Origin of the sequence: Pseudarthrobacter sp. AG30 (assembly GCF_003116525.1) — a bacterium.
In the GTDB taxonomy this organism is placed as follows: Bacteria; Actinomycetota; Actinomycetes; order Actinomycetales; family Micrococcaceae; genus Arthrobacter.
The window spans coordinates 33965-58905 of record NZ_QEHL01000009.1; the positions used below are offsets into that span (position 1 = coordinate 33965).

22 protein-coding genes are annotated in these 24941 nt (G+C 67.8%); 14 read left to right on the forward strand and 8 right to left on the reverse strand.

What is annotated here, in order from left to right; genetic code table 11:
- Positions 1 to 57 precede the first annotated feature (57 nt).
- Positions 58 to 1368 carry an ABC transporter substrate-binding protein gene (locus tag DC347_RS09165; RefSeq protein WP_109045158.1) on the reverse strand — a complete coding sequence of 437 codons (1311 nt, stop codon included), beginning with the start codon at positions 1366 to 1368 and terminating at the stop codon, positions 58 to 60.
- 205 nt (positions 1369 to 1573) lie between these two features.
- Positions 1574 to 3595, reverse strand: a complete 2022-nt coding sequence (gene acs, locus DC347_RS09170) for an acetate--CoA ligase (RefSeq protein ID WP_109045159.1) — start codon at positions 3593 to 3595, stop codon at positions 1574 to 1576.
- A gap of 394 nt (positions 3596 to 3989) precedes the next feature.
- On the opposite strand from acs, the gene DC347_RS09175 reads away from it, so the two are divergent.
- From DC347_RS09175 to DC347_RS09185, 3 genes are all read left to right on the forward strand, one after another.
- Positions 3990 to 5366: a hypothetical protein gene (locus DC347_RS09175; protein WP_109045160.1), complete on the forward strand. Its 1377-nt coding sequence runs from the start codon at positions 3990 to 3992 to the stop codon at positions 5364 to 5366.
- Positions 5367 to 5449: 83 nt separating this feature from the next.
- Positions 5450 to 6244: an endonuclease III gene (gene nth / locus DC347_RS09180; protein WP_109045374.1), complete on the forward strand. Its 795-nt coding sequence runs from the start codon at positions 5450 to 5452 to the stop codon at positions 6242 to 6244.
- Entirely contained in the window at positions 6241 to 6918 is a 678-nt protein-coding gene (locus tag DC347_RS09185; protein ID WP_109045161.1) for a CoA pyrophosphatase, read from the forward strand. The genes nth and DC347_RS09185 overlap by 4 nt, the downstream gene beginning before the upstream one ends.
- Positions 6919 to 6921: 3 nt before the next feature.
- Here DC347_RS09185 and DC347_RS09190 read toward each other — a convergent pair whose 3' ends face one another.
- Positions 6922 to 7110, reverse strand: a complete 189-nt coding sequence (locus DC347_RS09190) for a YegP family protein (RefSeq protein ID WP_018761842.1) — start codon at positions 7108 to 7110, stop codon at positions 6922 to 6924.
- 152 nt (positions 7111 to 7262) lie between these two features.
- A complete protein-coding gene (locus tag DC347_RS09195) occupies positions 7263 to 8996 on the reverse strand; it encodes a bifunctional 3'-5' exonuclease/DNA polymerase (protein WP_109045162.1) in 1734 nt (577 codons plus the stop codon).
- A 260-nt stretch (positions 8997 to 9256) separates the two neighbouring features.
- Here DC347_RS09195 and ssd point away from each other — a divergent pair, with 260 nt between their 5' ends.
- The 7 genes from ssd to DC347_RS09230 all read left to right on the forward strand — a co-directional run bounded on the left by ssd (position 9257) and on the right by DC347_RS09230 (position 14566).
- A complete protein-coding gene (ssd, locus tag DC347_RS09200; protein WP_109045163.1) occupies positions 9257 to 10297 on the forward strand; it encodes a septum site-determining protein Ssd in 1041 nt (346 codons plus the stop codon).
- Positions 10294 to 11598, forward strand: coding sequence for a TadA family conjugal transfer-associated ATPase (locus DC347_RS09205; protein ID WP_206073908.1), 1305 nt, complete (start codon positions 10294 to 10296; stop codon positions 11596 to 11598). The genes ssd and DC347_RS09205 overlap by 4 nt, the downstream gene beginning before the upstream one ends.
- Positions 11595 to 12392, forward strand: a complete 798-nt coding sequence (locus DC347_RS09210) for a type II secretion system F family protein (RefSeq protein WP_109045164.1) — start codon at positions 11595 to 11597, stop codon at positions 12390 to 12392. The genes DC347_RS09205 and DC347_RS09210 overlap by 4 nt, the downstream gene beginning before the upstream one ends.
- Positions 12389 to 12997: a type II secretion system F family protein gene (locus DC347_RS09215; protein ID WP_109045165.1), complete on the forward strand. Its 609-nt coding sequence runs from the start codon at positions 12389 to 12391 to the stop codon at positions 12995 to 12997. The genes DC347_RS09210 and DC347_RS09215 overlap by 4 nt, the downstream gene beginning before the upstream one ends.
- Before the next feature lie 161 nt (positions 12998 to 13158).
- The gene (locus DC347_RS09220) at positions 13159 to 13539 is read left to right on the forward strand and encodes a DUF4244 domain-containing protein (protein WP_109045166.1); all 381 of its coding nucleotides are present in this window, start codon (positions 13159 to 13161) and stop codon (positions 13537 to 13539) included.
- Positions 13536 to 14108: a TadE family type IV pilus minor pilin gene (locus DC347_RS09225; protein ID WP_240617739.1), complete on the forward strand. Its 573-nt coding sequence runs from the start codon at positions 13536 to 13538 to the stop codon at positions 14106 to 14108. Before DC347_RS09220 ends, DC347_RS09225 begins: the two co-directional genes overlap by 4 nt.
- A 74-nt stretch (positions 14109 to 14182) precedes the next feature.
- Positions 14183 to 14566 carry an Rv3654c family TadE-like protein gene (locus DC347_RS09230; protein ID WP_109045376.1) on the forward strand — a complete coding sequence of 128 codons (384 nt, stop codon included), beginning with the start codon at positions 14183 to 14185 and terminating at the stop codon, positions 14564 to 14566.
- Between the two features lie 122 nt (positions 14567 to 14688).
- Here DC347_RS09230 and DC347_RS09235 read toward each other — a convergent pair whose 3' ends face one another.
- Together DC347_RS09235 and DC347_RS09240 are read right to left on the reverse strand one after the other, a co-directional pair.
- A complete protein-coding gene (locus DC347_RS09235; RefSeq protein WP_109045167.1) occupies positions 14689 to 17064 on the reverse strand; it encodes a DEAD/DEAH box helicase in 2376 nt (791 codons plus the stop codon).
- A gap of 73 nt (positions 17065 to 17137) precedes the next feature.
- Entirely contained in the window at positions 17138 to 17830 is a 693-nt protein-coding gene (locus DC347_RS09240; RefSeq protein WP_109045168.1) for a GNAT family N-acetyltransferase, read from the reverse strand.
- 125 nt (positions 17831 to 17955) lie between these two features.
- Between DC347_RS09240 and DC347_RS09245 the strand changes: the two genes are divergently transcribed.
- Positions 17956 to 18852: a rhodanese-related sulfurtransferase gene (locus DC347_RS09245; RefSeq protein ID WP_109045377.1), complete on the forward strand. Its 897-nt coding sequence runs from the start codon at positions 17956 to 17958 to the stop codon at positions 18850 to 18852.
- A gap of 9 nt (positions 18853 to 18861) precedes the next feature.
- Here the strand turns inward: DC347_RS09245 and DC347_RS09250 are convergent, their stop codons facing one another.
- Both DC347_RS09250 and DC347_RS09255 read right to left on the reverse strand, forming a co-directional pair.
- Positions 18862 to 19416 carry a hypothetical protein gene (locus DC347_RS09250; protein ID WP_240617740.1) on the reverse strand — a complete coding sequence of 185 codons (555 nt, stop codon included), beginning with the start codon at positions 19414 to 19416 and terminating at the stop codon, positions 18862 to 18864.
- A gap of 51 nt (positions 19417 to 19467) precedes the next feature.
- Entirely contained in the window at positions 19468 to 19938 is a 471-nt protein-coding gene (locus DC347_RS09255; RefSeq protein ID WP_109045170.1) for a hypothetical protein, read from the reverse strand.
- Between the two features lie 43 nt (positions 19939 to 19981).
- Between DC347_RS09255 and DC347_RS09260 the strand changes: the two genes are divergently transcribed.
- The 3 genes from DC347_RS09260 (at position 19982) to DC347_RS09270 (ending at position 24941) form a co-directional block, all read left to right on the forward strand.
- Entirely contained in the window at positions 19982 to 21619 is a 1638-nt protein-coding gene (locus DC347_RS09260; protein WP_109045171.1) for a class I SAM-dependent methyltransferase, read from the forward strand.
- A 123-nt stretch (positions 21620 to 21742) separates the two neighbouring features.
- Positions 21743 to 24469 (forward strand): type I DNA topoisomerase, encoded by a 2727-nt coding sequence (gene topA / locus DC347_RS09265; protein WP_109045172.1) that lies wholly within the window; start codon positions 21743 to 21745, stop codon positions 24467 to 24469.
- A gap of 52 nt (positions 24470 to 24521) precedes the next feature.
- Positions 24522 to 24941, forward strand: a complete 420-nt coding sequence (locus DC347_RS09270; protein ID WP_018761826.1) for an SseB family protein — start codon at positions 24522 to 24524, stop codon at positions 24939 to 24941.

Consider the following 24941-nt stretch of genomic DNA (forward strand, 5'->3'; position numbering starts at 1 on the left):
GAGGGGGAACGACGACGGCGCACGCCAAGCGCCGCCGTCGCCGTTCCGTGGGCGGAACTACTGCGCTGCGTACAGCGTCTTGGCCTGGGCCTCAAGGTTTTTGACGTCCATGGTGCCGTCCTTGATGAACGTCTGCAGGGCCGGAATCATCACGTTGTTGGCCATGGCCGGCAGCGCATCGCGGTCAAAGAACTGGCTGATGTTCTTCGCACCCGCAATGGTGTCGGCACATTTCTTGTTCAGGGGCGTGAACGATGAAGTGTCCGCGCCCTTGGCGGTGGCGATGTTTGACGAGTCCACCTTGGCGTACGCATTCTGCGCCTCCGGTGTGCCGAGGAACGCAAGGAAGTCGCGGGCTGCCTTGTTGTCCCCGCCCTTCTTGGACAACAGCAGTCCGTCGATGGGGGCTTCGACAGAGTCCCTGCCTTCCATGGCGATCTCGGGGAAAGCGAAGAAATCGATGTCGGCCAGGACCGTGGGGTCGGTGAACTGCTGGGTAACGAAGGAACCAAGCAGGTACATCCCGGTTCTCTTCTCCCCCAGGGCCTTTGCGGCGTCCTGCCAGGTCTGGCCCAGGGCTCCCGGGTCCTGGAACGGCAGGAGTGCCTTCCAGGTGTCAAAGACGTCACTGACTTTCTTCTGGTCCCAGGACTCCTTGTGGGCGCAGAGGTCCACGTGGAACTGGTACCCGTTGAGCCGCATGTTGATGTAGTCGAACGTGCCCATGGCCGGCCAGCCGTCCTTGTCGGCAAAGCCGATGGGAATCAACCCGTCAGCCTTCATTTTCGTGGCCAGCGCCTTGAGGTCATCGAACGTTGCCGGTACCTGGTAGCCCTTTTCGGTCCAGAGGCTCTTCCGGTAGAAGAACCCCCACGGGTAGTTGTAATTCGGAACGAAGTACATCTTCCCGTCAGGGCCGGTGGACGCCTTTTTCAAGGCGTCCGAATAGTTGGCACCGACGGTCTGCCAGACATCGTCGATAGGTGCCAGCAGTCCCTTGCCCGCGTAGTACTGCATCCGGTAACCGGCGAACCAGGTGAATGCATCGTCGGGGGAGCCCTGCAGGTAGGAGTTGATCTTGTTCTGGAAATCGTTGTGGGGAACCACGTTGGTGGTGACCGTCTTGCCGGTCTTGGCGGTGAAAGCGTCCGTCACGGCCTGGTAGGCGCGCTTGGGCACGTCGTCCGAGGACCCGGAGCCGAAAGTGAGGCCGGAGGATTCCGACCCCGTTGCCGACGGTGCGCTCCCGCCGGTGCAGGCGGCGAGGAACGGGATGCCGGCGAGGCCAACCGCTCCTACGCCGACCGTCTTGAGGATGGTCCGCCTGCTCGGAAATGCGGTGGCGGACGCATCAAACTGTGAAGCCATGTTCTCTCCCTTGAAAAATAGCCGCGTGTGAGGCACCTCACATACGCTGACTATAACCTCGCAAAAGCGAACATGGAAGAACGGTAAATAACATTTTGCGCGTTGATTTTTTTGAATCGTCACAAATGCGGACGGCCCCGCCTTCCCCGTGATGGCGGGGGAAACGGGGCCGTCCGATGGTTCCCGGCTCGATGCTAAGCCAGTGTTACTTTCTGAGCGACTGCGCGATCTGCTGCATGATCGTGGGGTCGGAAAGCGTGGTGGCGTCACCCGGGTCGCGGCCTTCCGCAACGTCCTTGAGGAGGCGCCGCATAATCTTCCCGGATCGGGTCTTGGGCAGCTCGGGGACCACCAGGATGTTCTTTGGTTTGGCGATCGGGCCGATTTCCTTGCCCACATGGTTGCGCAGTTCCTGGACGGTGGCATCGCCGTTGTTCACGGCATCGCCGCGGAGGATGACGAACGCGACGACGGCCTGGCCGGTGGTCTCGTCCGAGGCGCCCACGACGGCGGCCTCCGCCACGGCGGGATGGGACACCAGGGCGGACTCGATCTCCGTGGTGGAGAGCCGGTGCCCGGAGACGTTCATGACGTCGTCCACCCGGCCCAGGAGCCAGATGTCCCCGTCCTCATCCTTCTTGGCCCCGTCCCCGGCGAAGTACATGTTTTCAAACCGGGACCAGTACGTGTCCTTGAACCGCTCGGGGTCCCCCCAGATGCCACGCAGCATGGATGGCCAGGGTTCGCGGATTACCAGGAAGCCGCCGTGGCCGTCGGGAACGGACTGGCCCATCTCGTCCACCACGTCCACGGCAATGCCGGGCAGCGGGACCTGGGCCGAGCCGGGCTTGGTGGCGGTGACACCCGGCAGCGGAGCGATCATCTGGGCGCCGGTCTCTGTCTGCCACCAAGTGTCCACAATCGGCGTCTTGTCCCCGCCGATCACCTTGCGGTACCACATCCAGGCCTCGGGGTTGATCGACTCGCCCACCGAGCCCAGGACGCGGATCGAGGACAGATCGTACTTGCCCGGGATCTCGGCGCCCCACTTCATGAAGGTGCGGATGGCGGTAGGGGCGGTGTAGAGGATGGAGACCTTGTACTTTTCCACGATCTCCCACCATCGGCCCTGGTGCGGGGAGTCCGGGGTGCCCTCGTAGATGACCTGGGTGGCGCCGTTGATGAGCGGGGCGTAGGCAACATACGAGTGGCCGGTGATCCAGCCGACGTCGGCCGTGCACCAGTAGACGTCCGTTTCGGGGTGCAGGTCGAACACGGCCTTGTGCGTGTATGCGCCCTGGGTGAGGTACCCGCCGGTGGTGTGCAGGATCCCCTTGGGCTTCCCTGTGGTCCCTGAGGTGTACAGGATGAACAGCGGGTGCTCGGAATCGTGGCCCACCGCGGTGTGTTCCGCGGACGCGGCGCCCACCGTATCCGCCCACCAGTGGTCCCGTCCCTCGTGCCAGTCCACGTCCTGGCCGTTGCGCTTGACCACCACCACGTTCTGCACGGTGTGGCCGTCGTGGGCCAGGGCATCGTCGACGGCCGGCTTCAGCGGGCTGGGCTTGCCGCGCCGGTAGGTGCCGTCAGCGGTCACCACCAGCTTGGCCTCGGCGTCGTCGATCCGGGAACGGAGCGCCTCGGCCGAGAAACCGCCGAACACCACCGAATGCACCGCGCCGATCCGGGCACATGCCAGCAGCGTGATCACGGCCTCCGGGATCATCGGCAGGTACACCGCCACCCGGTCACCCTTGGCAACGCCCAAGGACTCGAAGGCGTTGGCCGCCTTCTTCACCTCTTCGGTCAGCTCCGCATAGGTGTACGCGCGGGTGTCGCCGGGTTCACCCTCGAAATGGATGGCCACCCGGTCACCGTTGCCGGCCTCCACGTGCCGGTCCAACGCGTTGTACGCGGCGTTGATTTCGCCGCCAACGAACCATTTCGCGAACGGCGGATCAGACCAGTCCAGCGCCTGCGTGAAGTCCTTGGACCAGGTCAGCAGCTCCCGGGCCTTCTTCGCCCAAAACGCCGGCCGGTCCGCGTTGGCATCGTCGTACTCGGCTGCCGTGGCGACGGCACCGGCTGCAAACTCGGCGCTGGGAGGGAAGGCCCGAGTCTCGTGCAGCAGGTTCGCGAAAGCGTCACCCTGCTGGCCGGACTGGGCTGCGGCCGGGGCGGAATCCGACGGAACCGTGGCCGTGGAGCTGGGGGTGTCCTGGGACATATGAACCTCATCATTCATCGATCGTCGCCGCGGGATGCCGTCACCGCAGGGCCCGCCGTTGGCGCGGCACTGGGCTCCAGCCGGGACGGACATACCGCAAAGAGCTGTTCCGCAACCAAGCCTAATGCTTGCCGCGGACCCAATGTGCCCGCCGTCACAGATGCGCCAGCGAACGGCATTTGTTAAGCGGTGAATGGTGTGCAGGCCACTCCGGCGGCCCTGTGCCAGCTAGTGATCAGCTTGGCTGTTGACTAGGCTGAGATGGAATTGTGACTTCACTTCGGACCGCTCCGGCCAGGCATGGACCGTGCCGGGCCGGAGCCGGACCGCATGTCAAGACGGCACAGTTTTCGGGTCCGCACGGGCCCGGTGCCGCCACGCTAAGGAGAGCAGAATGAACCAGCAGAGCTTCGGCCAGCGAACGGCCCCGCACACCCAAGCGGGACCCGGCGGCTCCGGGTCAGCCGGGGGACCAGGCAACCAAAACCCTGCCGGCGGCACCGCTGCAGCTCAGAAGGCGGCCGCGGGGAAGATTGACCCGAACGCCAACCAGGCAGTGCTCGGTCCGTTCACGGTACGCGACCTTGCAGTTTTCGCCGGCACCCTGATCCTTTTCGTCGCATCCCTGCTGCCACTGTTCGGCGCCCGCTACAACCTGTGGAACCTCAACAACCTGTTCTTCCTGGGGCTGGGCATCATCCTGCCGCTGATCGCCAGCGCGCTGTTCGCTGCACGCCGCCTGGTGCCGGGCACTAAAATCCGGGTGGGGTCGCTGTCTATCGACCAGTTCGCCTCGGTAGTGGCCTCCTTCGCCGTCGCCTTTTTCTTCCTGTCGGTTGCCGGCGCCTATGCCACCAGCCTGCTGGTGGGCCTGATCGGCTCCCTCGTCCTGTTCGCCGCCACGGTCCTCGGCCGCTTCATCCCCTACCTCGCCGGTGATTTCAAAGGCCGGGCCGATGAACCGGCCCATATCGTGGCGCGCGAAGCCGCTGTGCCGGTGCGGAAGCCCCGCGCCCCCAAGCCAGCAAAGCCGGAGTCCGGCTCCGCCCAGTCCAAGACCGGGTTCGGACTCAAGGGTGCAGGCGTCTTTGGCAGCGGAGGCGCCGGGTCATCCGCGATCCAGCCGGGAGGCGCCAGCCACGAACCTGCCGGCAGCGGGCAGCCGCCCGCCACGGCCGCCGTGCCCGCCTCGGCTGCTGCAGCGCCTGCCCCTGCTCCTTCCGGCTCGGCACCTGCTCCTTCCGCGCCGGCATCCTCCACTCCGGTGTCCACCGCACCGGAGGTCTTGGACCGTACCCCCGAGGTGGATGCCGGGCCGCCCACCCAGGCAGCCGACGTCGTCCGTCCTGCTGCGACGCCCGCGGCGGAGGAAACCCAGGCAGCCGACGTCGTCCGTCCCGCAGCGACGCCCGCGGCGGAGGAAACGCGCGCAGCCGCTGCTCCGGCGGCGGGTGCCCCGCAGCCGGCCTGGGAGCCACCGGCCGCCACCGCGGTGCACCAGCAGGTCCGGCCCGAAGAGCCCATCGGCGCAACCGTGGACCCCACTGCCCGCCACGACGAGGCGGACGCACAGCCTGCCCACGAGGCCTTCTGGTTTGCCGTGGCGCAGCACCGCACCGCCTTTGATCCCCGGACCGGGGCGCCTGCCTTCGTCATCGAACCCGGCGGGTGGGTGCTGGCACTGGAAGACCGCGGACACGAGTTCCTGGTCCAGCACACTGACGGCCGGCTGGGTATCCTGCGCGACCTCAGCAACATCGAGCGCGGCTGACGCCCATGGCCGGGCTGCCTGCGGCCATGCCCGGCGGGAACGACCCCGCCGGGCAAACCGCGAACAAAGACCAGGTTCCCGGCATGCCCGTGGTCCCGGCCGAATCCTTGCTGGCACTGAAACGGCGGGCGCGGCGCATCCACAAGGCGCTGGCGGAAAAATACCCCTACGCCCACGCGGAACTCGATTTCCGCAACCCCTTCGAACTGCTCGTGGCAACCGTGCTGTCCGCCCAGACCACGGATGTCACCGTCAACCAGGTCACCAAAGTGCTGTTCGCGCGCTGGCCTGACGCCCGTTCCCTGGCGGAAGCGGATCCGGTGGAGCTGGAAACCATCCTTAAGCCCACCGGATTCTTCCGGGCCAAAGCCAAGAACGTCCTCGCGCTGTGCACGCGCCTTGTGGACGACTTCGACGGCGAGGTTCCGGGCCGGATGACGGACCTGGTCACATTGCCCGGCGTCGGACGAAAGACGGCCAACGTCGTGCTGGGCAACGCCTTCGGCGTCCCGGGCATCTCCGTGGACACCCACTTCGCCCGCCTCACCAAGCGGTTCGGCTGGACGCAGTCGGAGGATCCCGTACAGATCGAACAGGACGTGGCAAGGCTCTTCGAGCGCAAGGACTGGACCATGCTGTCCCACCGGGTCATCTTCCACGGCCGGCGCGTATGCCACGCCCGCAAGCCGGCCTGCGGTGCCTGCCCCGTGGCCAACTGGTGCCCCTCCTACGGCATGGGAGAGACGGACCCGGCCAAGGCCGCCAAGCTCCTGAAATATGAGCTGGCGCCCGGCAGCGAAGCCCTGCTGGAGCAGTACCTGTCAGAGCAGCACCGGGCCGCCGAGATCCGGATGGCGTCCCAGGTGAGGACCCCGTGAGCGCGCGCGAAGACCTCGCCAGGCTGGTCCGGCAGGCCGAATCGGGAACCGCCGGCCCCCCGGACCCGCGCTGGGCGGCGCTGACCGTGGATGTAGAGCGCGCCCGCAGGGCCGCCGTCCTCATGCTTTTCGGCGTGCTCGACGACGTCCCCGCGGCGTCCGGCAAGCCGTTGGCCGCGGCCGACCTGGACGTCCTTCTCCTGGAACGGGCCCATACCCTGGGGTCCCACCCGGGGCAGGTGGCGTTCCCCGGCGGCAGCATCGACCGGGACGAGACACCCGTGGCGGCTGCGCTGAGGGAGGCCGAGGAGGAAACCGGGCTGGACTCGGCCGGCGTGGAGGTCCTGGGCACCCTCCAGGAGTTGGGCCTGGCGCACAGCAACTTTCTGGTGACGCCGGTCCTCGCCTGGTGGCATGCTCCGTCACCGGTCCGGGTGGTGGACTACGGTGAATCAGCCCAAGTGTTCCGCGTCCCGGTCCGGGACCTGCTGGACCCCGACAACCGGGTGATGGCCACCGTTCACCGGGCAGGCCGCACGTTCGACAGCCCGGCCTTCACCGTCAACGGCGTGCTGGTATGGGGGTTCACCGGCATTGTGCTCAGCGGGCTGTTCGACCAGCTCGGCTGGTCCGTCCCGTGGGACCGGAACCGGCTGCACCCGGTGGCGGTTTAGGCGTCAGGCCTGCCGGCGCAAGTCCACGACAATGCCCGTGGCGGCATTCTCCCGCATTGCCTTGATGCCGTCCCGCAGCATCGTCAGGGATGGAAAAGTCGGAGAAACCGCGACGATATTCCCTTCGGCGTCTGTAAGCCGCAGCCGGTAGGACTCGTCCCCAACACGGTGTATTTCAAATCTTCCCGCCATGGACGGGGACCTCCCTGGTATGCGTCGTTGCATCAGTGACCGGATCTGCTTCAGCCATTTTGACTGTAACCGCCGTCACCGCACCCGTCGAGCTACCGCCCGGTAGGTTACTTTGCGTCTCAAAGGCGTGTTTTTGCCGAACCTCAGGCGCCCTATTTGGCACGGTCGTAGGAATCCACCACGGCAAGGCTCACCGGAAACTCCACCGGTATTGGGCCAAACAACAGTTCCCTGGCGGCGCTGGCCGCTTCCTCGATGGCGGCGATGCACGCCTCCACCCGCCCTGCCGGCGCGTGCACCATCACTTCGTCGTGGAGGAAGAACACCAGCTCGGGCCGGCCGGCCCCGCTCCCCACCGCGCCGTCAGCCCGCAAGGTGCGCAACCGTCGTCGTAATTCCGCCAGCCAGCACGCCGCCCAGTCCGCCGCCGAGCCCTGGATCACGAAGTTCCGCGTGAAACGGCCCCGCGACCGGGCGATCGACTCAGCCCGCCGTTGCTCTTCCGCTGTCGACGAACGCTGGCTTTGGTACCAGCGCTCGGACGGGGGAGGGCTGCTCCGGCCCAGCCTGGTAGTGACCGTTCCACCGGCTTCGCCCGCACGTGCAGCCCGCTCCACAAAGTCGACGGCGCGGGGATAGATGCGCGCCAGCTGCGGCATCAGCCGGCCTGCTTCACCGGACGTGGCACCATACATTGCGCCCAGCAGCGCCATCTTCGCCTTGGCCCGGTCCCCGCCGAATCCCTTGGCGGCAATCCCGGCATAGAGGTCCTGGTCCCGGGCCGCTTCCGCCATGGACGAGTCCTGTGCGAGGGCCGCCAGAACCCGGGGTTCGAGCTGCGAGGCGTCCGCAACGATGAGCTTGTGGCCGGGATCGGCGTGCACGGCACCGCGGACCTGGCGTGGAATCTGCAGGGCGCCGCCGCCGCGGGAAGCCCAGCGGCCCGAGACCACGCCACCCACGACGTATTCCGGCCGGAACCGGCCGCCGTCCACCCAGGCATCCAACCAGGACCAACCGTTGGCCGTGTGCAGCCGGGACAGGCTCTTGTACTCCAGCAGCGGCTCAATGACCGGGTGGCTGGACTCCCTCAGCTCCCATTTCCGGGTGCTCTTCACCTCGATTCCGTTGCGGTGCAGGGCCCGCATCAAGTCCTGCGGCGAATCCGGATTGAGTCCGGGAGCGTTGAGCAGGCCACGCAGTTCCGCCGCCAACGCTTCGAGCCTGGGCGGACGCTGTCCGGCGGCGGGCCGGGGCCCCAGGTGGCCTGACAGGATGTGTTCGTGCAGGTCTTCGCGCCAGGGGACGCCAGTATGCTGCATCTCCGCAGCCACCATGGCGCCCGCTGACTCCGCCGCCAGCAGCAGCTGGAGCCGGTTCCGGCGGTTTTCCGCCGTGTCCACCGCAGCCATGGCGGCCTGCTGGGCCGAGTATTCGGCTCGTAGCTCTTCCAGGGACACGCCGGGCGCGGCACCGGCGTTGGGGTCTTCGAACAATGCGCCCTGGTCCGCCGGGGGACGCGGCGGCAGCAGTGCCTTCGGGGGCAGCATCGGATCCTCCACGGGGACCCGGTCCGTGTTCCGGGCATACTCCGTTTGCGCGCTGAACTGCGAAAAGGCCAGGATGTTGCCGCAGAGGCTGACGTCATAGCAACGCTCCACCTCCACCCCGGATTTGAGCAGTGCCGGATACCAGTCCTGCGTCCGGTGCCAAATCCAGCGGGGCGGCTGGCCGCCGGGGCGCCGGGCTTCCAGGTCGCGGACGACGGCGGCAAGGTCCGTCAGTGCCACGGGCCGGGGTTCCGGGTTGGCCGGTTCGGGATGTCCCGCCTGCGTCAGTTGCTGGAGTACCGCGCCGCGGGAATGGGCGGCGAGCAGCAGGTACATGCTCCAATTCTGCCCTGTCCGCAGAGCTGCCCCGACGCACGTTGTCCACATACAGGATTTCCTGCCTACTCCACGGGTCGGGATGTGGACAGAGTGGCTCCATGAGCAGGCACCAGCTGAACGCACCCCGGTCCGGCCCGGGACATTCCGGGGCACCTTCGCGGCGGCCGCCGGACGGGGAAGCAGGCCCGACTGTTGGGTCAGCCGATGGGAGGGACGTACGAGGCGCGGCCTGGCTGCCGGATGGGTCCGGTGAAGTATTGCTGGTCACCGCCTCCGGGGTACTGCGTTCCGAGGTGGAGCGCATCGTGGCGGCCGCGGGGGCGCACTTGCGTGTTGTCCCCGATGCCGTCGAAGCCGGGCGGCACTGGGATACCGCGGCAGCAGTCCTTGTGGGCAGCGATGTGCGGGAACTGCCGCCGCGCAGACGCACGCCGGCGGTCATGGTTGGCCTGGACGGTGAAGGGGACAGCCTCTGGCACCTCGCCGCCGCCCTGGGGGCGGAACGCGTTGCCGTACTGCCGGACGCCGCGGCCTGGCTGGCAGATCACCTCAGCCGGTCCCGCTCACCGGGTCCGGGTGGAGTGGTCCTGGGCATCACGGGCGGGTGCGGCGGGGCAGGGGCCACCACGGCTGCCATCTGGATTGCGCAGGCAGCCGCCCGGCTCGGTGTGCGCGTCCTGATGGTTGACGGCGATCCCTGGGGCGGGGGACTTGAACTTGCGCTCGCCGCGGAGGACAATCCTGGCCTCCGCTGGCCGGACCTCGCCGAGGCCAGGGGCAGCATCGACCCCGTGCAGCTGGTGGATTCCCTGCCTGCGGCGGGAGGGTTGTCCTTCCTCTCGTGGCCTGCCACCCGGGAGCAACCGCTGCCGGTCCCCGCCGCTGCCATGGCCGGGGTCCTCGACGCCGCCCGCCGTGGCTACGAACTGGTGGTGGTCGATGTGGGGCGGGGTGCAGGGCCGCTGACCACGGTGGCGTGGGACTGCGACCGGATCATGGTGGTGGTCCCGGCCCAACTCAAGGCGGCGGTGGCAACCGTGCGACTGCTCCAGGAGCTTCCCCCGGTCGAGGCGGCACTGCTGGTCCGCGGGCGTTCGGGCGCCGCGTTGGACAGTTCACTGATCGCCGACGCCGTCGGGCTGCCGGTGCATGGCAGGATCCCTGAACTGCGCGCCGTACCAGGTGCCACGGAAGCGGGCCGCCTGCTGGACTTGGGGAAGCGGCGCAACATCCGGCGCTTCGCCGCCGCCGCCCTCGATTGGCTGGGCGATGACCTGTACGCGGGGGACGTGGCATGAGGCACCCGCAGGGAACTCCCGGAATCATTGGTAGGGATTCGGGCAGCGGGGCGGCGCAAGGAAACGCCGGCGCCCGGCGGAGTGCCCGGATCCTGGAAACCAACCAGGCAGGCCGCTCTTGGCGGTCGAAGGATGCAGCAGGGACCGGAAGGGCAGTGGACGCCGGCCTGCTGGAGTCGGTCCGCGAGTCGATGATGGCCGAGGCAGGGGCCGTGACGCCCTCAAGGGTTGCCGCGGCGGTCCAGGCCACCGGCAAGCTGCTGGGTACCGCCGGTTCGCTGGCAGCAGTAGAGCGGATCAGCGCCGAACTCAACGGCCTGGGCCCGCTTCAGGAACTCACCCGGGATCCGGCCGTCACGGACATTTTCGTGAACGAGCCGGGTTCTGTCTGGGTGGACCGGGGACATGGCATCGAGCGGGTTTCCGTCCGGTTCGCCGATGAAGCCCAGGTGCGGGCACTGGCCGGCAGGCTTGTGGCTGCAGGTGGCCGGCGCCTGGATGACGGCTCGCCGTGCGTCGATGTGAGGCTTGCCGGCGGCTACCGTGTCCACGCCGTGTTGCCGCCGGTTTCCACGTCCGGGACGCTCCTGAGCATCCGGATCCGCCGGGAGCAGGTGTTCACCATGGCGGAGCTCCGGGCCGCCGGAATGTTCGGCGCGCGGGTGCAGGCAGTGCTGGAGGCCGTGGTGGCCAGGAGGTTAAGCTTCCTGGTCAGCGGGGCCACCGGTTCCGGCAAGACCACGCTGCTGTCCACTTTGTTGGGATTGTGTGCGCCGGACGAACGCCTCGTCCTGATCGAGGATGCGTCAGAGCTCAACCCGGTCCACCCGCACGTGGTGGCCCTTGAATCGCGTCATGGAAACCTTGAAGGCGGGGGAGCCGTGGACCTGGGGGAACTCGTCAGGCAGGCCCTGCGCATGCGCCCGGACCGCCTGGTGGTGGGCGAGTGCCGGGGGCCCGAAGTGCGCGAGCTCCTCACCGCGATGAACACCGGCCACAGCGGTGGCGGCGGAACCATCCATGCCAACACCGCAACGGCGGTCCCGGCCAGGCTCACAGCACTCGGGGCCCTCGCCGGATTGGGACCGGAGGCCGTGCGGCTCCAGGCGGCCAGCGCGCTGGACGTGGTCATCCACCTCGGCCGGACGCCCCGGGGCAGGGAAGTCCTCTGTGTGGGACTCCTCGCAGACGGTCCCGAGGGCCTTGGCGTGGTGCCGGCCGTTGAGGAAACCGGAAAGCCGGGCCCGGCGTGGCCCGCGCTGGCAGCCCGGTTGGGGCTGGATTCCGGGGAAGCCCTGTGACACTCTTCCTGGCGGCGCTCCTTTGCACCGCCGCGCTGCTCCTCAAACCGCCGCTGCGTGCGCCGGCGAGGTTGCGTTCCGTGGCGCGGAATTCCCCGGGTGCGCAACGAACCCCCAGGCGCACGATGGTGCCGTGGTCCCGGCGCGCCGGCCGCGACTCTGTCGGTAAACGCGGAATGGGCCTAACCCTGGTGGTGCAGCAATTGGCGGCGCTGCTCAGGGGCGGAAGGACGCCCGCCCGGCTGTGGGATGAACTGTGGACCGTGTACGGCGTCCCCGGCGGCCAAGAGCAGCGGCTCCAGGACGCCGCATGCCCCGACCGCCCCGTACTGTCGAGGGGGTCAACCACAGTCCTCGCATCAGCGCGTGCAGCCGCGGCTACCGGAGCTCCCGTGTCCGAGGCCATCCGTCGGGTGCTTCCCACGGCATTTCCGGGCCGGGACCGTGAAGCCGGAACATGGTCCGAGCTGGCGGCCTGCCTCGATATCGCTGAAGCCAGCGGATGCCCGCTCGCTGACGTGCTGACCAGGTTCGCGGCCCAGCTGGAGGCCGCGGAGGACGCCGACGCCGCCAGGCAGACGGCCCTCGCCGGGCCTAAGGCCACGGTCCGCCTGCTGACCTGGCTTCCGTTGATGGGACTTGGCCTGGGCGCAGCCTTGGGGGTCGATCCGGTGGCCACGCTGCTGGGCACTCCGCTGGGACTGGCAGCGCTGGCAGGCGGCGTAGTCCTCACCCTGGCCGGCCGGGTGTGGTCCGCCCGGCTCGTTTCGGCCGCTGCGGAGTCAGGGCCATGATGCCGGAATGGGGCCACGGGCCGGCCCTATTCCTGCTCCTCGCGATGGCTGCCTGGTTGTCGTGCTCGGGCCGCAGCCGGTCACGCCAACGCCTGCGGCAGCTTAACCTGGACACCCCGCGGGAGAACCACCCCCAGGCGGCTGCGCGGACCGAAAACCGCTGCGCCCGCGGCCTCAAGGACACGGCCATGATGCTCGAACTTGTGGCGGCGATGCTGGATGCCGGCGCCGGAATCGGACGTTCGCTGGAACTGGTGGCCGCTTCCGCAGCCCCCCACTACCGGGACTCGCTGCGTCCTGTGGTCTCCGCGTTGGCCATCGGCGCCGACTGGGAGACGGCGTGGCGCAGCTCCGCGGTACGGCTCCCGGAGGTCCTGGAGCTTCGGGATGCCCTGGGGTTTGCCGCGCTGACCGGCGCACCCTCGTCCGCGATCCTGTATGCGCAGGCTGCAAGGCTTCGGCGGGAGAGATTCCGTGCCGCAGAAAAACGCGCCGCGTCGCTCGGCGTGAAGCTGGTGGTCCCGCTGGGCCTTTGCTCGCTGCCGGCCTTCATCTGCCTGGGCGTCGTCCCGGTGCTGCTTGCCTTGGTTCCATCCGGTTCCTAGACCTCCGCCCGGGTACCCCGGCGCCTCTGTCCTTTCCTCCACAAGCTGGCGGCGGCCCGGCTTTTCCACTTAGCCCACCCCACCCCTTACCGGCCGCAGCGCCGGCGGGAAGAGTCGAGACAGCCGGGAAACACCCCGGCAGACCCGCGAAAGGAAAACACATGTCCATCCACCACCACCGCTGCTCCGCCGGAACCTCTGCGCTCGCCGACTCCGCCACGGCCGGCACCTCACCCGGCGGTCAAGGGTTCGCCACCGGCGGTACCGGGCACGCTTCCGCGCCCATCGCTTCTGCCAGGCACGGCGCAGCGGCCGCAGACGGCAATGTCGTTGAGCTTTACCCGGGATCGGATCCATTCCGGCATGGGAACCGGCGCAGGGCCGAACTGCTGGGCTCTGAGGCAGGTATGGCCACGGCGGAATATGCCATCGCCACCCTGGCCGCTGTCGGCTTCGCCGGGCTGCTCGTGTTCATCCTTCGCAGTGATGAAGTCCGCGGCTTCCTGCTGAACCTGATCCGGACCGCGCTGGCGTTGCCGTGACCGGCTCCCATGCGCCGGGCACTGCCGATTCACCCGACACGCCCCATGCACCGGGCAGGACCCGTTCGCCGGACAAACCCCAGGCAGCGGGCAACACCAGTTCGCAGGACCCGCCCCATGCGCCGGACAAACACAATGTACCGGGCACTGCCGATGTGTCGCCCAGGGGGATGGCCAGGGGCGCGGTCACAGCAGAGTTCGCCGTGGCGCTGCCGGCGGTACTGGCGCTGCTTGCCATGCTGCTGGCCGGAGCCGCCGCAGGTATGACGCAACTGCGGATCGAAGAAGGAGCCCGCGCCGGGGCGCGGGCCCTGGCCCGAGGCGAAGACCCCGGCGCCGTGCAACATACAGTCAGGACCCTTGCCGGCGACTCGGCGGCCGCGTCCATTGCGGCCGACGGCGAATGGTTCAGCATCACCGTCACCGACCATGTGTCCGGACCCCTGGGAGCGTCCATTCCGTGGACCCTCACCGCACGCGCGTCGACGCGGAGTGAGTCGCCGGGAACCGGTGGCGCAGACGGGACCCGCAACGGCAGCGGCCTGACCGATGGAAAGGGAAACCGGTGACGGGGATGGAAACGTGCCTCCCAGCAAAGGTCCGCGCGTGCCGCCCAGCCTCAAGGGAGTGCCCAGCCGACAGGCTGGGTCGCCTTGGCGGTTCGTCCAGCTGGACGGGTGCGCACGATGGCCGGGAGCGCGGCTCCGGAACGGTCATGGCGGCAGGGCTCGCGCTGGTGGTCATGACAGCCATGGCCGTCATGCTCTTGCTCGCCCAGTCGGCCGTGCTGGCCAGCCGGGCGGCTGCAGCCGCGGACTTGGCAGCCCTCGCAGCGGCCGACGCCCTCCGCGGCATCACCACCGGGGAACCCTGCATGGTTGCCTCAGAGGTATCGGGCCGCCATGCCGCCACAGTGATCAGTTGCGTGGAAGGTGCCGGGCAGACGATTGACGTGCGGACCGAGCTTAACGAACGGTCGCTCCTGGGCGCCGCCACGGGACATGCACGGGCCGGGCCACCTCCGTGAGGAGATGCCATGGGGGGCGGCGCACGGGACTGTCCACGCCGCGCCGCACATCCTTCAGCCTGCAGGTCCTTCAGTCCCCACGTTCTTCAGCCCTGCACGTCCTTCCGACCGGCACGTTCCGCTCAGCTCCTGGCGTCCAGCACCTCCCGGCTGGCTTCCGAGGCGTCCTTGAGCAGGACATCCAGCAGGGTTACCGCCGCGGCCTTGTCCAACGGGTTGTTCTTATTGCCGCACTTGGGCGACTGGACACAGGACGGGCAGCCGGTGTCACACTCGCAGGCCTTGATGGCGTCCCGCGTGGCCGCCAGCCACACCATGGCCTTGTCGAACCCCCGTTCGGCGAACCCGGCGCCCCCGGGGTGCCCGTCATACACAAAGATGGTGGGCACCCCGGTATCGGCGTGCAGTGCGGTTGAGACCCCGCCGATATCCCACCGGTCGCTGGAAGCCACCAGGGGAAGAAGCCCTATTGCCGCGTGTTCGGCAGCGTGCAAGGCACCCGGGAACTGTGCCTCGATCAGTCCCGCCGCCGTCAGGGAACGGTTCTCCACCACGAACCACACCGCTTTGGTGAAAAGGTCGCGTGCGCCCAGCTCCAACGGTTCCTCGCCCAGCACCTCATTGGAAATCAGTGCCTTGCGCTGGAAGGAAACCACCTGGGTGGTGACCTTTACGTCGCCGAAGTGGACCGTCACGTCACCCCACTGCATGGTTCGCTGGGTCTCCAGCACCTCGATCTGGGTCACGTCCCGCGCGGTCGTGTAATAGTCCGGGTTGGCGCGCCGCACCATGACGCAGTGGTCGTCTTCGTTGAGGTCCTCCACCACATAGGTGTCGCCCTGGTGGACGTACACCGCCCCGGTGTGCGCCTGGTAGTGGGTCTGCGGTGAGTCCATGGTTCCCAGGAGCGAACCGGTCTCGGCGTCCACGATGCTGACGGGTCCCCCTCCGTCCGCCCGGAGGTTGACCATGGCGGCGGCACTCTGCGAATGGGTCCAGAACCAGCCGGCCGGCCGGCGCCGGAGGTAGCCCTGTGCCACCAGCCGGTCCAGGAGCATCTCTGCGGTATCGCCGAAGAGATCGAGCTCCGCCGGTCCCAGCGGAAGTTCAGCGGCAGCGGCGCACAGATGCGGCCCCAGGACGTAGGGATTGGACGGGTCAAAGACTGTTGCTTCCACTGAAACGTCGAAGATGGCTTCGGGATGGTTCACCAGGTAGGTATCCAGGGGGTCATCGCTTGCCACGAAGGCCGCAATCGCATCCTGGCCGGCGCGGCCCGCCCTGCCGATCTGCTGGAACAGCGAGGCCCGCGTCCCGGGCCACCCGGCCACCAGGACCGCATCAAGGCCGGAAATGTCGATCCCCAGTTCCAGGGCCGACGTACTGGAAACACCCAGCAACTGGCCGGAACGCAACGCCTTCTCCACCGCCCGGCGTTCCTCCGGCAGGTAGCCCGAGCGGTACGCGGCCACCCGTTGCGGCAGGCTCGGATCCACCTCGTCAAGGAGCCGTTTGGTAATGGCGGAGATGGTTTCCGCGCCACGTCGTGACTTGATGAACGCGATGGTGCGGATCTGCGCGGACACCAGGTTGGCCAGCAGGTCAGAGGTCTCCGCCACGGCCGTCCGTCGTTCCTTGGCACCGTTCTCGCCGCGGACGTCCGTCAGCGCCGGTTCCCAGAGTGCCACCGTGGTGGCACCGTGGGGCGAGCAGTCGCCGGACACCGCAGTGACGGGGGCGCCAATGAGGCGCGCGAAGGAGACGTCAGGCTCCGACGCCGTGGCCGATGCCGCAATGAACACCGGCTCCGGGTACGACGATCCTGCCCCGTAGTAGGCGCAGATCCGGCGCAGCCGCCGCATCAGGTTAGCCACATGGGAGCCGAACACGCCACGGTAACTGTGCGCCTCATCGACGATGACATAGCGCAACCGGCGGAAGAACGACGCCCACCACGCGTGGTTGGGGAGGATGCCGAAGTGCAGCATGTCTGGGTTGGCCAGGATGAAGTTCGCGTGGTCCCGGATCCAGCGGCGGGCAGCTGGATCGGTATCCCCGTCGTAGGTCTCCGCCCGGACCGTAGGCAGTTTCAAAGCCCGGATGGCGTTCAACTGGTCCGCCGCCAGTGCCTTGGTGGGGGAGAGGTACAGCGTCACGGCGCCGTCGTCGTGGATCTTCCCAGGGTCGGCCAGCACACGCAACTCCGACCGGTGGATCGCGTCCAGCGCCGGCAACTGGTACGCCAGAGATTTCCCCGACGCGGTTCCGGTGGCCACCACCACGTGTTTCCCCTCATGGGCGGCGTTGGCTGCCTCCACCTGGTGGCGGTACGGCTCCCGGATGCCGAGCGAGCCGTATGCCTCAACGAGGTCCGGGTGCATCCATTCAGGCCAAGGCTCGTGGACCGCCTCCCGCGCAGGGATGGTGCGGACATGACGGAGCTGTTCCGGTTCCGGGCCGCGGCCCAGGAGGGGAATCAGGGAGTCATGGGGGGTCACCCCACCATTCTTCCACCCGGCACCAAGCCGGAGGGCAGCGGTTCGCCAAACGCACAACCGGGCCGTGGCACCCTCAGCTGAGCGAAAGATCCGCTCCGTCGTGGGACGCCGAGAGCATCAGGACGCGGGCCACCGTGGTCCAGCCCAGGTGTGAGTACAGCTTCTGTCCGTCAGTGGACGCCAGCAGGAGTCCTGTGCGCACGTCGTGGCCGAAGGCCTGTGCCGCCAAGGCCCGCATGATGAGGCTGCCCAGGCCCCTGCGCTGGAATGCGGGCTCGGTGATGATCTTGTCGAACACCGCGGTATCGCCCACGACGAATACCCTTCCGCTGGCCGCGATCTCGTCCCCGGAGCGGACCTCTGCGTAGTGCACGCCATCCCGCTCGAACGTGGACAGGCTCAGGTCGTCGTCGGAAAGCCATGGATCCTCGGCGTCCTGGGTCTCCATGTCCACGATCATCATCGTCTGCGAATCCGAGGTGACGTTCAACCCGTGCTTGGCCGCCAGGCCGGTGAACCGGGCGGGATCGTGCGTAAGGATGGTCAGCACGCGGGCGGGCGCTTCGGCAGTCGTGGCGGCGAGGGCCGCGAATTCGTCGGGGCTGGGTTCGGACGCAAAAACTTCCCAGTCACCGCTGGTATCAGCCCGGAGCACAGCGGGGAACCGGCCCTGCGTCGAGGTCCGGTAGCCGCGACATCCGGCCCAGCCCGCAACCCACACCTGAAAAAGGCCAGTGATGTCTTCAACCAGGGTTTCCTGACTCATGGCATGAAGACTATTCCAGCAGGATCGCAAGCAACAGGGGGTGGCCCAGTGCTTATGGAATTGTGATGCGCCCCCGCTCCCGGGCCGGCGGTAACCTGCTCCGGGCCGGCGGTACCCTTAAATACGTGGCATTGAACCGAATTGTGCTCTTTTACGGCTTTACCCCCATCGCGGATCCGGACGCCGTGCGGCTTTGGCAGCGCGCCCTCTGCGAGAAGCTCGGCCTGACCGGCCGCATCCTTATCTCCAAGGACGGAATCAACGCCACGGTGGGCGGGGAAATCGGCGCAGTCAAACAGTACGTCAAGACCACCCGCGAGTACCCGGGGTTCCGGGGCATCGACGTGAAGTGGTCCGACGGCGGCGCAGGGGACTTTCCCAGGCTCAGCGTCAAGGTGCGGGACGAGATCGTCTCCTTCGGTGCGCCCGGAGAATTGACCGTCGACGCCAATGGAGTGGTGGGCGGAGGCAAGCACCTCAAGCCCGAGGAACTGCACGAACTGGTGGACGCCAAGAAGCAGGGCGGCGAGGACGTGGTGTTCTTCGACGGCAGGAATGCCTTTGAGGCCCAAATCGGCCGGTTCAAGGACGCCGTGGTCCCCGACGTCGCCACCACGCACGACTTCATCAAGGAACTCGACTCGGGCAAGTACGACGACCTCAAGGACAAGCCCGTGGTCACCTACTGCACCGGCGGCATCCGCTGCGAGGTCCTCTCCAGCCTGATGGTGAACCGCGGCTTCAAGGAGGTCTACCAGCTCGACGGCGGCATTGTCCGCTATGGCGAGGCCTTCAAGGACCAGGGGCTCTGGGAAGGCTCACTCTACGTCTTCGACAAGCGCATGCACCTCGAGTTCAGCGAGGACGCCAAGACGATCGGCCAGTGTGCCCGCTGCTCGGCACCCACCAGCAAATTCGAGAACTGCTCCAACCCCAGCTGCCGGACCCTGACGCTGTACTGCGCCGGGTGCGCCTCCAGCCCGGAGACGCTCCGCTGCCCCGAAGGCTGCGCCGCTGCCTGAGCCCGCACGTCAAAGCCTGCGTAGCCGGAACGCATAGTTCGCCGCGCTGCCCGCTTCCAGCCGCACCGTCAGGACGCTCCGGGTGGAGAGATAGAAGACGTTCTCCCGGTTGATGCCGCAGCGAAGGCCAAGATCCACCAGCGTCACGTCCTCGGTGCTCACAGTGAACGCCACCCGGCGTTGGCTTCGGCAGGCCAAGGCCAGCGAGTATGTGCCGGCCTCCAGGGCCGGTGATGCCACGGTCCGCACTTCGCCGGACCCCAACAACCCGGCATCGGCCTGGACCTCGGGTGCCGTACCCTCCGGCAGGGCACGGGACACCCAATCATCGAGGTCGGCGCCGCTGACCGGGTCCTGTTGCAAAGGATCGCGGGTGAACGCTGGAACCGGGGCGATGGTAGTGCCGCCCTGGACGGCACCGGCCCGGCCGTCGTCGTACGTATATTCGCAGCCCGCCAGGGCACCTGCCGCAAGCACCAGTCCAAGGGCGACGGCGGCCGCGGGCTTCGGTGCCCGTGCTGTCCTTCGGGGAAGGGGCGCGGAGAACCTCCGCACACTGGGCATAGTCCGACTGTATGCCCGCGACGGGCGCCGGGCCAGAGCCGGAAACCGGTGTTATTGCGCCGGGGCCAGCCGGTACGCGTAGAGCAGCGGGGCGTCCACGCTGGAGCTGCTGATTCGGACCCGGCCGCCGGCAGGCAGGTTGATCCTGGTGGTCTCGGCACGGCCGTTGCAGGCCGCACCCGCTTCGGTGACAGCCTTGCCGTCCAGCGACACCGCGAAGAACGCCTTGCCGGTGCCGGCACACACCGCCGTGAGCGTGTAGCTGCCGGCAGGAACGGAAGCTGCTTCCTGCACGAGGTGGTCCCGGTTGAGGATCTTGCCCGAATCCTGAAGCACCACGTCCGCCGGGGACGTGGGCAGCGCCGTGGCCCGCCACTGCGGAACATCCGCGGCCTCCACCGAGCCCGCAGGCGAACACCCTGCGACGATGAGCCCAAGGGCTGCGGCCACCAGTACCGCCGGCAGCGTACGGCGTACCGCGGCGGTGCGGGCGCGCGGAAGGAAGGTCAGGCGGGAAGGCATGCTTCCACCGTACCCCGCTGCCGGGCCGGACTAAACTTGAGCGGTGCCTAAATCCCCGTACGAGTTCACCGCCGGCAACACTCCCGACGCACCCCGCAGCGACCTTCCCGGGCTGCTGGCGGCGCTCGCCGCAGACCTCCGCAGGATCGACTACACGCTCGACGGCGTCGCCCGGCTGCTGGGGCCCACGGCCTCCGCGGCGCTGAACCGGGACCAGGTCATTCCCGCCATGCTGGCAACCGCGCAGGCAGTGCAGCGCACCGCAGCGGCGGCGCCCCTTGCCGCCGTCGTCCGGCTGTGGCTCCTGGCCGAGCCGCAGGAACGGGAAACGCTCGACGCCGCGCTGCCGGGCATCGGCGTGGAAGGGCTCCTGGAGCTGGGGCTGGTCCAGCCCGTCCCCGGCACGCCCCGCATCACGGCCAAAGCCGACCTGCGCCCGTACGGCTGGGATGCCAACCCCGACGGCAGCGGCGGCGCTGAACTGTGGGTGGCCAGCGACCTCGCGGCCCACCAGCAGGCAGGAGTCCTGCGGCACGACCATGTCCTGGGCATCGGGCAGGCGTCCACCACGCTGGTGCAGACCACCGTCCGGCAGCACACCGAACGCGCCCTGGACCTGGGCACGGGATGCGGCATCCAGGCCTTCCACCTGCTGCACCACTGCCAGCACGTGACCGCCACCGACATCTCCGAACGCGCCCTGGCCTATGCCCGCTTCAACATCCTGCTCAACGCCGAGGCACTCTCCGTGGACCCGGACCGGCTCGAGGACCGGGTGAGCCTGCGCCTGGGTTCGCTGCTGGAGCCGGTGGCCGGGGAGGAATTCAGCCTGGTGGTGTCCAACCCGCCGTTCGTGATCACGCCGCGCAGTGCCGGAGAGGACGCGGCCGGCCAATTCACTTACCGCGACGGCGGCCTGCCGGGCGATGAGATCGTCGCGTCCCTGGTGGCGGACCTGCCCGGCGTCCTGGCGCCGGGCGGTGTGGCCCAGCTGCTGGGAAACTGGGAAGTCCCCGCCGGCGCCAGCTGGGACGAGCGGCCGAGGTCCTGGGTGCGGGCAGGCACCGACGCCTGGTTCATCCAGCGGGAGCAGGTCAGCCCGGAACAATACGCGGAAACCTGGCTGCAGGACGCCTCCGAATCCCGGGACCGGGCACACTACCGGGACGCCTACGCCGCGTACCTCGCGGATTTCGGGTCCCGGAACGTCGCCGGGATCGGCTTTGGCATGGTGTGGCTGCGGCGCCCCGCTGCGGCCGGGCAGGAAACCATCAGCCGCTTTGAGGAAATCACATACCCCATCGAGCAGCCCATCGGACCCCACCTGGGCGCCGCCGTCGAACGCAGCGACTGGCTGGCAGCGCACGATCTCGCCGGAACGCACCTGCTCGTGGCCGACGACGTCACCGAGGAGCGCCACCAGCGCCCCGGCGCCGAGCACCCCGGCGTGATCCTGCTCCGGCAGGGCGCCGGGCTGCGCCGCACCAACCTGATGAGCACCGAGCTGGCCGGGTTCGTCTCGGCGTGCGACGGCGACCTGGCCGCCGGGCAGATCGCCGCGGCCCTGGAGGCCCTCCTGGGCGGCGAGGCCGGGTCGTTCCAGCGCTCGCTGCTTGCCGACGTTGCCAACCTGGTGCGGGACGGCTTCCTCATTCCGGCCGCGTTTCCGGCCGAACAGTAAGCCCCCTTATGCTCCAGGCCGCGCCCCGTCTTTTCCACATGAATGCGCACGATTCCCCAAAATATGGTGAACTAGGCGAACATGGGCTCATCTGCCCCAGCAACCTTTTTCTGTAGGAGCACCGTGCCAAGCAAGGCCAAAACCGGCAAGAAACTCGTGATTGTGGAGTCTCCGGCCAAGAGCAAGACCATCGCCAAGTACCTCGGCGAGGGCTTCATCGTAGAGGCCTCCATTGGTCACATCCGCGACCTGCCGCAACCGTCCGAACTCCCCGCCGAGCTGAAGAAAACGTCGGTGGGCAAGTTCGCCGTCGACATCGACCACGACTTCAAGCCCTACTACGTGGTGTCTCCGGACAAGAAGAAAAAGGTGACCGAGCTCAAGGCTGCGCTCAAGGACGCCGACGAACTTTACCTCGCAACCGATGGGGACCGCGAAGGCGAAGCCATCGCGTGGCACCTGCTGGAAGTCCTCAAGCCCAAGGTTCCGGTCTACCGGATGACGTTCGGCGAAATCACCAAGGAAGCCATCCAGCGCGCCATGGGCAACCTGCGCGATGTTGACCAGGACCTGGTGGATGCGCAGGAAACCCGCCGCGTGCTGGACCGCCTGTACGGCTACGAGATCTCCCCGGTGCTGTGGCGCAAGGTGGCCCGTGGCCTGTCCGCCGGCCGCGTGCAGTCCGTGGTCACGCGCATGGTGGTGGACCGCGAACGCGAACGCATGGCCTTCAAAGCCGCCTCCTACTGGGACCTGACCGGCCAGTTCGGCGCGGACTCGGGCTCGTTCAAGGCCAAGCTCGCCGCCGTTGACGGCGCCAAGGTGGCCAGCGGCCGCGACTTCAACGACAACGGCGAGCTCACCGCCAAGAACGTGGCCCACCTCAACGAGGAGCTCGCGACGTCCCTCGCCGCCGGGCTCCAGGATGCGGACTTCCGCGTCCGCTCGGTGGACACCAAGCCGTACACCCGCCGGCCGGCCGCGCCGTTCACCACCTCCACCCTCCAGCAGGAGGCCGGCCGCAAGCTGCGCTTCTCCTCCAAGAGCACCATGCAGGTGGCCCAGCGGCTCTACGAAAACGGCTACATCACCTATATGCGTACGGACTCGTCGGCGCTGAGTGACGAAGCCATCACCGCGGCGCGCCGGCAGGCCTCGGAGCTCTACGGGCCGGAATACATTCCGCAGTCCCCGCGCGTCTACTCCAACAAGGCCGCCAACGCGCAGGAAGCGCACGAGGCCATCCGCCCGGCCGGAGACTCCTTCCGCACGCCGGCCCAGGTTGCCAAGCAGCTCTCCGGGGACGAGTTCCGCCTGTACGAGCTCATCTGGAAGCGTACCGTGGCGTCCCAGATGGGCGACGCCAAGGGCTCGACGGCGACCATCCGCCTGGGCGCCATTGCCACCGACGGGCGGGACGCCGAGTTCTCCGCGTCCGGCACCGTCATCACCTTCCCCGGCTTCCTGGCCGCCTACGAAGAAGGCAAGGACGAGACCCGCGGCGATGACGAGTCCGACGAAGCACGCCGGCTCCCGAACGTGGCCAAGGACGACTCCCTCACCGCCGCGGACATCCAGGCGGTAGGCCACGAAACCTCGCCGCCGCCGCGCTACACGGAAGCGTCCCTGACCGCCGAACTGGAAAAGAAGGGCATCGGCCGCCCGTCGACGTACGCGTCCACGATCTCCACCATCCAGGACCGCGGCTACGTCCGGAAGCAGGGCTCCGCGCTGGTGCCCAGCTGGATCGCGTTCTCGGTGATCCGGTTGCTGGAGCAGCACTTCAGCGACTACGTGGACTACGAATTCACCGCCGACATGGAAGGCGACCTGGACAAGATCGCCAACGGCCAGGAGGCGGGAGCTTCGTGGCTCCGGCACTTCTACTTCGGCGAAGACTCCGACCCCGGCCTGTTGAGCATCGTCAACAACCTGGGCGAGATCGATGCCCGTGAGATCAACTCCATCCCGATCACCGACGACATCACCTTGCGGGTGGGCAAGTTCGGCCCGTACCTGGAAAGTTCGGCAGCCGTCGTTGATCCCAAGACGGGCGAGATCGTGGAGTCGGCCCGGGCCAACGTGCCCGAGGACCTGGCCCCGGACGAACTGACCGCAGCCAAAGCCATTGAGCTGATGGAGACTGCGGCGCCGGAGGAGCGCGTGCTCGGTGCAGACCCGCACACGGGACACACTGTCGTGGCCAAGAACGGCCGCTACGGCGCCTACGTCACCGAGATCATCCCGGAAATGACCGACGAAGACCTGGCCAAGCAGCCGGTGGAGTACTACAAGAACGGCAAGCCCAAGCCGCCCAAGAAACCGGTCAAGGCCAAGCCGCGCACGGGTTCGTTGTTCAAGTCCATGACCGTGGAGTCCGTGACGCTGGACGAAGCCCTGCAGCTCATGAGCCTGCCTCGCGCGCTGGGCGAGGACGCCGAAGGCAACCTCATTACCGTGCAGAACGGCCGGTTCGGTCCGTACCTGAAAAAGGGCACGGATTCGCGCTCGATCGGATCCGAAGAGGAAATCTTCACCATTACCCTGGAGCAGGCGCTGGAGATCTATTCACAGCCCAAGCAGCGCGGCGCCCGTGCCGCCGTGCCGCCGCTGGCCGAGTTCGGTCCGGACCCGGTGTCGGAGAAGAACATCGTGGTGAAGGAAGGCCGGTTCGGTCCGTACATCACCGACGGCATCACCAACATCACGGTTCCGCGTGCCACCTCCCTGGAGGAACTCACCCGGGAACAGGCCGTGGAACTGTTGGCCGAGAAGCGCGCCAAGGGCCCGGTCAAGCGGACGGCCACCCGCAAGGCACCCGCAAAGAAGAAGGCAACGGCCAAGAAGTAGTGCCTGGCCGGCGCGTTTGCGCCGGCCACCGGATCGTGATCGGGTAGACGGTATGACTGAACAGCCCGCGCACACGGATCTCCAGCCGCTTAACGACCTTGAGGAGAAGCTCGCCACCGGTGGGCAGGAAGACGCCAATCCTGTTGACGTCATCCTGTCCTTCCTGAACAGCGAGGTCTACATCATCAGCTCGGACACGGTGGAAGGCGTGGACTCCCAGGTTGAGCCGCTGGTCCTTGCCAACGCCGACGGCCGCCCCGTCCTCGCCGTGTTCTCGCACCCCACCCGGGTGGACCAGCAGTACCTGGAAGCCGCACCCAACGTGCTGGGCACGCAGGGTGCAGCCATCATCGCCAACCTTGGCGACGAACTGGGCATGGTGATCAACCCCGGCGCCGCTTACGGCTTCGAGATCGATCCTGAAGGCGTGGCGAACATCCGGCGCGACTTCAAGCGCGCCGACGAGCAATAA

Bases quoted from the DNA above. Each gene is read 5' to 3' on its own strand.
- DC347_RS09175 (WP_109045160.1), top strand. From the start codon at position 3,990: ATGAACCAGCAGAGCTTCGGCCAGCGAACGGCCCCGCACACCCAAGCG.
- DC347_RS09215 (WP_109045165.1), top strand. From the start codon at position 12,389: ATGATGCCGGAATGGGGCCACGGGCCGGCCCTATTCCTGCTCCTCGCG.
- DC347_RS09270 (WP_018761826.1), top strand. From the start codon at position 24,522: ATGACTGAACAGCCCGCGCACACGGATCTCCAGCCGCTTAACGACCTT.
- nth (WP_109045374.1), top strand. From the start codon at position 5,450: ATGCCCGTGGTCCCGGCCGAATCCTTGCTGGCACTGAAACGGCGGGCG.
- DC347_RS09220 (WP_109045166.1), top strand. From the start codon at position 13,159: ATGTCCATCCACCACCACCGCTGCTCCGCCGGAACCTCTGCGCTCGCC.
- DC347_RS09195 (WP_109045162.1), bottom strand. From the start codon at position 8,996: ATGTACCTGCTGCTCGCCGCCCATTCCCGCGGCGCGGTACTCCAGCAA.
- DC347_RS09165 (WP_109045158.1), bottom strand. From the start codon at position 1,368: ATGGCTTCACAGTTTGATGCGTCCGCCACCGCATTTCCGAGCAGGCGG.
- DC347_RS09205 (WP_206073908.1), top strand. From the start codon at position 10,294: ATGAGGCACCCGCAGGGAACTCCCGGAATCATTGGTAGGGATTCGGGC.
- DC347_RS09240 (WP_109045168.1), bottom strand. From the start codon at position 17,830: ATGAGTCAGGAAACCCTGGTTGAAGACATCACTGGCCTTTTTCAGGTG.
- DC347_RS09255 (WP_109045170.1), bottom strand. From the start codon at position 19,938: ATGCCTTCCCGCCTGACCTTCCTTCCGCGCGCCCGCACCGCCGCGGTA.
- acs (WP_109045159.1), bottom strand. From the start codon at position 3,595: ATGTCCCAGGACACCCCCAGCTCCACGGCCACGGTTCCGTCGGATTCC.
- DC347_RS09190 (WP_018761842.1), bottom strand. From the start codon at position 7,110: ATGGCGGGAAGATTTGAAATACACCGTGTTGGGGACGAGTCCTACCGG.
- DC347_RS09250 (WP_240617740.1), bottom strand. From the start codon at position 19,416: ATGCCCAGTGTGCGGAGGTTCTCCGCGCCCCTTCCCCGAAGGACAGCA.